Origin of the sequence: Arenimonas sp. (assembly GCF_036275555.1) — a bacterium.
Taxonomy (GTDB): Bacteria; Pseudomonadota; Gammaproteobacteria; order Xanthomonadales; family Xanthomonadaceae; genus Arenimonas.
Map to the genome: position 1 here is coordinate 40,821 of NZ_DASUDO010000027.1, position 6,208 is coordinate 47,028.

A 6,208-nucleotide genomic window follows, 5' to 3' on the forward strand; every position below is an offset into this window, starting at 1 on the left:
CGGACCGCGGGATTACTTGATGCCAACCAGCTTGATGTCGAGGATCAGGGCCTGGCCCGGGCCCAGCGGGCGCGGGTTGTCGCCGAAGGCCTTGTTCGGCGGCACGAACACTTCCCAGCGCGAACCGGTCGGCATCATCATCATCGCCTCGCGACCACCCTCGATCGGGAACTGGTCGAGCTGGAACGACGCCGGCTGCGGGTTCGGGTTGTTCTGGGCGTAGGTGTTGAAGAACTCCTGGCCCGTGGTGATCGAACCGCGGTAGTGCACCTGCACCGTGCTGTTGGCCGTCGGCTTCGGGCCGGTGCCGGTCTCGATGATGCGGTACTGCACGCCGCTCGGCAGGGTGACCACGCCGGTCTTGGTGCGGTTCGCGGCCAGGAAGGCCTCGGACTTGGCGCGGTTCTCGCGCGCGGCGGTCTCGAGCTCGGCGCGCATCTTGGCGCCCATGCGCTGCTGCAGGCTGGCGAGCTGCGCTTCCATCTGCGGCTGCGGGTAGGCGGCCGGCTTCTTGGCGTAGCCGTCCTGGATCGCGCGGATCACGGCATTGATGTCGATGTCGTTACCCAGCTGGGCGAGGCCCGCACCCTGGTCGTAACCGACGGCGTAGCTGAGGACGGCCTTGTCCAGCGGCGCCGGCGCGGGGGCCTGCTGCTGGGCGGGGGCCGGGGCGGTCTGGGCAACGGCGACGCCGGCTCCGAGACCAAGGGCCGCCAGGGAGGCAGCCAACAGACGCAACTTCATCAGGAAATCTCCGGTGGTGGAAAGGGGGCGCTGTGGCGTCCCAAAGGCCGCGCTAGGATATCCCCCGCACGGCTGAACCGCTACTGACACGGGCCAGTCGCCCACGTCCGACCCACGCGGACGCCAAGAGTTCCCTGAATCCCCGCCCCCGATCGGAGTCCCCATGACCTTCCGCAACCTGCTCGTCGAGGACGCCGGCGCCGTCCGCCGGATCACGCTCAACCGCCCCGACAAGCTCAACGCCCTCAACCACGACACCCTGTCCGAACTGCACCAGGCCTTCGCCGCCGCCGCGGACGACGCCGCGGTGCGGGTGGTGGTGCTGACCGGCGCCGGCCCCAAGGCCTTCGTCGCCGGCGCCGACATCGCCGAGATGAACGGCCTCACCCCGGCCCAGGCCCGCGACTTCTCCCGCCACGGCCAGCGCCTGATGAGCCGCATCGAGCAGCTGGGCAAGCCGGTGGTGGCGATGGTCAACGGCTTCGCGCTGGGCGGCGGCCTGGAGCTGGCCATGGCCTGCCACCTGCGCATCGCCGCCGACACCGCCAAGGTCGGCCAGCCCGAGATCAACCTCGGCCTGGTGCCCGGCTTCGGCGGCACCCAGCGCCTGCTGCGCCTGGCCGGCCGGTCGGCCGCGCTGGAGCTGTGCCTGCTGGGGCAGCCGATCGACGCCGCCCGCGCCGCCGCCCTCGGCATCCTGACCCGCGTGGTGCCGGCCGCCGAGCTCGAAGCCGAGACGCTGAAACTGGCGAACCAGCTGGCCAACGCCGCGCCGCTGGCGCTGCGCGGCATCCTGGACGCCGTGCTGGTCGGCGGCGAAGCCGCGCTCGACGCCGGCCTCGAGTTCGAAACCCAGGTGTTCGCGGTCACCTTCAGCACCGAGGACATGAAGGAAGGCACCAGCGCCTTCCTCGCGCGCCGCAGCCCGACCTTCAGCGGCCGCTGAGGGCGAGCGCCGGCCGTGCGACTGCACTCCTTCCCCGGCGGCCTGCGACTGCCCGGCCACAAGGACGCGTCGCGCGCCGGCGGACTGCAGGCGGTGCCGATGCCACCCGAGCTGCGGCTGGGGCTCCAGCAGCACGCGGGCCTGCCGGCCCTGCCCTGCGTGGTGCCGGGCGAACGGGTGGCGCGCGGACAGTGCCTGGCGCTCGCCGACGGCGAATTCAGCGCGGACGTGCATGCGCCGAGCGCCGGCCGGGTGCTGGCGATCGCGCCGGGTGACCCGTCGGCACCGCCGGGCCGCCAGGGCGCGCACATCGTGCTGGCCTGCGAGGGCGACGACGCGGTGGCGCCGTGGCCCGCACTGGACCCGGTCACGGCGTCGCCGGAGGCGCTGCGCGGGCGCATCCGTGCGGCGGGGCTGGTCGGCCTCGGCGGCGCCGGTTTCCCGACGGCGGAAAAACTGTCGGTGGGCCGCGAACTGCTGGTGCTCAACGGCGCCGAGTGCGAACCCTGGATCGCCTGCGACGACGCGCTGCTGCGCCACCACGCCGACGAGGTCGTGCTGGGCGGAACGATGATGGCGCGCATCGTCGGCGCACCGCGGGTGCTGCTGGCGATCGAAGACAGCATGCCGCACGCCCTCGCCGCGGCGCGCGCCGCCTGTGCGGCTAACGGCAACGGCGTGGTCGAGGCGGTGTCGGTGCCCACGATCTATCCCGAGGGTGGCGAACGACAGCTGATCCGTGTGCTGACCGGGCGCGAAGTGCCGCGCGGCGGCCTGCCGCGCGACCTTGGCGTGATCGTGCAGAACGTCGGCACCGCGCGCGCCGCCTGGCGGGCGGTGGCGCACGGCGAGCCGCTGCTCGAACGCATCGTCACCGTCACCGGCCCGGGCGTCGCGCGCCCGGGCAACTTCATCGTGCCGCTGGGCACGCCGGTCGCGCACCTGGTGGCGCAGGCCGGCGGCTACACGCCCCAGGCAAGGCGCCTGCTGCTGGGCGGCCCGATGATGGGGCTGGCGCTGCCGCACGACGACTTCGCGATCGGCAAGCCCGACAACTGCGTGCTGGTGCTGGGCGAGGCCGAGCTGCGCCCGGCCGGCGACGAGATGCCCTGCATCCGCTGCGGCGACTGCGCCTCCGCCTGCCCGGCCCGCCTGCTGCCGCAGCAGCTGCTCTGGCAGGTGCGCGCCGACCGGCTCGGCGACGCCCGGGAACAAGGCCTGTTCGACTGCATCGAATGCGGCTGCTGCGACCTGGCCTGCCCCAGCCACATCCCGCTGACCGCGCACTTCCGCCACGGCAAGTCGGAAGTGCGCGCCCGCGCCGCCGACTCCGAGCGCGCGCACGCCGCCCGCGAGCGCTACGAGTCCCGGCTGCAGCGCCTGCAGCGCGAAGCCGCCGAGCGCGAGCAGCGCCTGGCCGAGCGTCGCGCCGGCGCCGCCAGTGCCGACTCGGTGGCGGCCGCGCTGGAGCGCGCCCGCGCGCGCCGCGCCGGCGGCAGCGACGGCGGCAACGACGCATGAAAACCTTCGATACCGCCCCCGCGCCGCACCTGCCCGCGCGCCGCAGCGTGCGCGAGGTGATGGGCCTGGTGCTGCTGGCGCTGGTGCCGGGCACGGCCGCGCATGCCTGGTTCTTCGGGCCCGGCGTGCTGGTGCAGGTGCTGCTGGCCGTTGCCTTCGCGCTGGCCTTCGAGGCCGCGATGCTGAAGCTGCGCGCGCGGCCGCTGCGTCCCTTCCTCGGCGACCTGAGCGCGCCGCTCACCGCGGTGCTGTTCGCGCTTTCGCTGCCGCCGCTGGCGCCGTGGTGGGTGGCGGCGATCGGCCTGTTCGCGGCGATCGTGTTCGCGAAGCATCTTTACGGCGGGCTGGGCCACAACCTGTTCAACCCGGCGATGGTGGGCGTGGCGGTGGTGCTGCTGTGCTTCCCGCGCGTGTTCACACAGTGGCTGCCGCCGGCCGGGCTGGATCCGGCCTTGATGGTGCCGGGGTTCACGGAGTCTCTGCGCGCCATCCTCACTGGCGAACTGCCGGCACCGTGGCGCTGGGACATGCTGGCGCAGGCCACGCCGCTCGACACCGTGCGCACGCTGGCCAACGAAGGCGCGACCCTGGCCGAGATCCGCGGCGCCCCGCTGTTCGGCGACTTCGGAGGCCGCGGCTGGGAGTGGGTGGCGAACTTCTACGCGCTGGGCGGGCTGTTCCTGCTCTGGAAGCGCGTGATCCCCTGGCAGGTGCCGGTGGCGACGCTGGGCACGGTGGTGCTGGTGGCGCTGCCGTTTTGGCTGTACGACCCGGACCTGCACCCCTTCCCGCTGCAGCACGTGTTCTCGGGCGCGCTGGTGCTGGCCGCCTTCTTCATTGCCACCGACCCGGTGAGCGGCTGCACCACGCCGCGCGGCCGGCTGCTGTTCGGCGCGGGCGTGGCGGTGCTGACGCTGGTGATCCGCCGCTGGGGCGCGTTCCCCGATGGCGTGGCGTTCGCCGTGCTGCTGATGAACTGCGCGGCGCCGTGGCTGGACCGTGTTTCGCGCCCGCGCATCTTCGGCGAAGGAAAGTCGCAATGAACGAAGGCACCCGCGAGTCGCTGCGCGCCGGCCTCCAGCTGGGGCTGGCGGCGCTGGTCGCCACCGCACTGCTGGCGGGCACGTATTTCCTGACCCGCGACCGCATCGCCGCCGCCGAACATCGCGCGCGCATGCAGGCGCTGGAGGTGGTGCTGCCGGCCGCGCGTTACGACAACGACCCGCTGGCGGACACCGTGCAGGTGCAGGCACCGGCCTGGCTGGGCGACGCGGCCACCACCGTGCATCGCGCCACGCTCGCTGGCGCACCCAGCGCGCTGGTGTTCGAGACCGTGGCGCCCGACGGCTACGGCGGCCCGATCCGGCTGCTGCTGGCGATCGGCGCGGAGGGTCGCGTGCTCGGCGTGCGCGTCACCGCGCACCGGGAAACCCCGGGCCTGGGCGACGACATCGAGGCCGGGCGCAGCGACTGGATCACCCGCTTCCAGGGCCGCGCGCTCGGCGACCCGCCCGCCGCCGGCTGGGCCGTGCGCAAGGACGGCGGTGACTTCGACCAGTTCGCCGGCGCGACCGTGACGCCGCGTGCGGTGGTGCGCGCCGTCCACCGCGCGCTCGAGTTCACGCAGCGCCACGGCGACGGGATCCGGACCGCCGCGCCCGGCGCTACACTGCGCATCCCCACCGCGCCCGATGCCCCGCGCACCCCATGAGTTCGCCCCGCGCCATCCTCGAGTACGGCCTGTCCAGCGGCAACACCGGGCTGGTGCAGCTGCTGGGCCTGTGCCCGCTGCTGGCCGTGTCGAACAACGCGGTGAATGCGCTCGGCCTCGGCCTGGCCACGGTGCTCGCCCTCACCTGCACCAATGCCACGGTCGCCAGCGTGCGGCGGATGACGCGACGCGACGTGCGCATCCCGGCCTTCGTGATGATCATCGCCGCCGTCGTCACCTCGATAGAGCTGGCAATGCGCGCCTGGCTGCCGGAGCTGCATGCCGTGCTGGGCCTGTTCATCCCGCTGATCGTCACCAACTGCGCGCTGATGGGGCGGGCCGAGGCCTTCGCATCGCGCCACTCGCCCGCGTTGGCGGCGCTCGACGGCTTCGCGATCGGGCTCGGTTTCCTGTGGGTGCTGCTGGCGATCGGCGCCGTGCGCGAGCTCGTGGGCGAAGGCAGCCTGTTCGCCGGTGCGGGTGCGCTGCTGGGGCTGCCCGGGCTGGAGTTCTCGGCGCCGGGCTATCCCGGCTTCCTGCTGGCGGTGCTGCCGATCGGCGCCTTCGTGGTGCTGGCGGGGCTGGTGGCGATGCGCCAGGCCTGGCGGCTGCGCCGCGCGGAGCCCGCGCAATGATGAAGGCCGACCAGCGCCGCGAGCTGTTCGCGCGCCTGAAGGAGCTCAACCCCAAGCCGACCACCGAACTCGAGTACTCGACGCCGTTCGAGCTGCTGGTGGCGGTGACGCTGTCGGCGCAGGCCACCGACGTCGGCGTGAACAAGGCCACGCGCAAGCTGTTCCCGGTCGCCAACACCCCCGCCGCGATCCTCGCGCTCGGCGAGGACGGCCTGAAGCAATACATCTCGACCATCGGGCTGTTCAACGCCAAGGCCGCCAACGTCATCGCCGCCTGCCGGATCCTGGTCGAGCAGCACGGCGGCGAAGTCCCGCGCGACCGCGAATCGCTCGAAGCCCTGCCCGGCGTCGGCCGCAAGACCGCCAACGTGGTGCTGAACACCGCGTTTGGGCAGCCGACCATGGCGGTCGACACCCACATCTTCCGCGTTGGCAACCGCACCGGCCTTGCCCCCGGCAAGACCCCGCTGGCGGTGGAGAAGGCCCTGCTCAAGCGCGTACCCGCGCACTACCTGCGCGACGCCCACCACTGGCTGATCCTGCACGGCCGCTACATCTGCCTCGCCCGCAAGCCCGGCTGCCCGCAGTGCCTGATCCGCGACCTCTGCGAGTTCCGCCCGAAGACCAAGGCGTAGCGCGACATCCTGTCGC

At 73.1% G+C, this 6,208-nt stretch carries 7 protein-coding genes; 6 read left to right on the top strand and 1 reads right to left on the bottom strand.

Features of this window, described 5'->3' with window-relative positions; genetic code table 11:
* Positions 1–12: 12 nt before the first annotated feature.
* Positions 13–744 (bottom strand): FKBP-type peptidyl-prolyl cis-trans isomerase N-terminal domain-containing protein, encoded by a 732-nt coding sequence (locus VFV21_RS07155; protein ID WP_329668744.1) that lies wholly within the window; start codon positions 742–744, stop codon positions 13–15.
* A 163-nt stretch (positions 745–907) separates the two neighbouring features.
* Here VFV21_RS07155 and VFV21_RS07160 point away from each other — a divergent pair, with 163 nt between their 5' ends.
* From VFV21_RS07160 to nth, 6 genes are read left to right on the top strand one after another with little or no spacing between them, the layout of a single operon-like run.
* Positions 908–1,690, top strand: coding sequence for an enoyl-CoA hydratase-related protein (locus VFV21_RS07160; RefSeq protein WP_329668745.1), 783 nt, complete (start codon positions 908–910; stop codon positions 1,688–1,690).
* 15 nt (positions 1,691–1,705) lie between these two features.
* The gene (rsxC, locus tag VFV21_RS07165) at positions 1,706–3,211 is read left to right on the top strand and encodes an electron transport complex subunit RsxC (RefSeq protein WP_329668746.1); all 1,506 of its coding nucleotides are present in this window, start codon (positions 1,706–1,708) and stop codon (positions 3,209–3,211) included.
* Entirely contained in the window at positions 3,208–4,254 is a 1,047-nt protein-coding gene (locus VFV21_RS07170) for an RnfABCDGE type electron transport complex subunit D (protein ID WP_329668747.1), read from the top strand. The genes rsxC and VFV21_RS07170 overlap by 4 nt, the downstream gene beginning before the upstream one ends.
* Complete coding sequence (gene rsxG / locus VFV21_RS07175; protein WP_329668748.1) at positions 4,251–4,922, top strand: electron transport complex subunit RsxG; 672 nt, start codon at positions 4,251–4,253, stop codon at positions 4,920–4,922. The genes VFV21_RS07170 and rsxG overlap by 4 nt, the downstream gene beginning before the upstream one ends.
* Positions 4,919–5,557 (top strand): electron transport complex subunit E, encoded by a 639-nt coding sequence (locus VFV21_RS07180; protein ID WP_329668749.1) that lies wholly within the window; start codon positions 4,919–4,921, stop codon positions 5,555–5,557. The genes rsxG and VFV21_RS07180 overlap by 4 nt, the downstream gene beginning before the upstream one ends.
* The gene (nth, locus tag VFV21_RS07185; protein WP_414638509.1) at positions 5,557–6,192 is read left to right on the top strand and encodes an endonuclease III; all 636 of its coding nucleotides are present in this window, start codon (positions 5,557–5,559) and stop codon (positions 6,190–6,192) included. Before VFV21_RS07180 ends, nth begins: the two co-directional genes overlap by 1 nt.
* The last annotated feature ends 16 nt before the right edge of the window (positions 6,193–6,208 follow it).

Bases quoted from the DNA above. Each gene is read 5' to 3' on its own strand.
- VFV21_RS07180 (WP_329668749.1), top strand. From the start codon at position 4,919: ATGAGTTCGCCCCGCGCCATCCTCGAGTACGGCCTGTCCAGCGGCAAC.
- VFV21_RS07170 (WP_329668747.1), top strand. From the start codon at position 3,208: ATGAAAACCTTCGATACCGCCCCCGCGCCGCACCTGCCCGCGCGCCGC.
- VFV21_RS07155 (WP_329668744.1), bottom strand. From the start codon at position 744: ATGAAGTTGCGTCTGTTGGCTGCCTCCCTGGCGGCCCTTGGTCTCGGA.
- rsxG (WP_329668748.1), top strand. From the start codon at position 4,251: ATGAACGAAGGCACCCGCGAGTCGCTGCGCGCCGGCCTCCAGCTGGGG.
- VFV21_RS07160 (WP_329668745.1), top strand. From the start codon at position 908: ATGACCTTCCGCAACCTGCTCGTCGAGGACGCCGGCGCCGTCCGCCGG.
- nth (WP_414638509.1), top strand. From the start codon at position 5,557: ATGAAGGCCGACCAGCGCCGCGAGCTGTTCGCGCGCCTGAAGGAGCTC.